The following is a 500-nucleotide window of genomic DNA, read 5'->3' on the forward strand; positions in this document are numbered from 1 at the left end:
TCCAGCACCACCACCGGGGGCGCGGGACAGCCCGAGCTCAAACCCCTCGATTCGCTTGACGAGCTGCTGGAGCGGTTCGCGCTGGTGTACGGGCAGGGCGGCACGGTGTTCGATCATAAGGAACACATGCTGATGGCACTGGGCGACATGGGCCATGCCTGCGTGCGCCGCGAGCTGCATCGGGCCTGGATGGAACACCCCAGCCGATCCATCGTGCGCGTGCGCGAGGTCGACTTTGATCCGTCAGGAACCAAGCCGGGCGTCACCTGCAATCTGTTCGCCGGCTGGCCGACCACGCCCAAGGCCGGCGAATGCGGGAAGCTGCTGCACTTGCTCTGGCACATGTGCGGCGGCGAGGCTAATCAGAAGGCGCTCTACGACTGGGTGCTGAAATGGCTGGCGTACCCGCTGCAGCATCCCGGAGCCAAGATGAAGAGCACCATCGTCATCCATGGCCCGCAGGGCACCGGCAAGAACATGTTCTTCGATGAGTACATGAA

At 63.8% G+C, this 500-nt stretch carries 1 pseudogene; it reads left to right on the top strand.

What is annotated here, in order from left to right:
* Positions 1-500, top strand: a pseudogene (locus EGJ34_RS22025) (DNA primase); the annotation flags it as partial.

Source organism: Stenotrophomonas sp. 278 (genome assembly GCF_003935715.1).
GTDB classification, from domain to species: Bacteria; Pseudomonadota; Gammaproteobacteria; order Xanthomonadales; family Xanthomonadaceae; genus Stenotrophomonas; species Stenotrophomonas maltophilia_AH.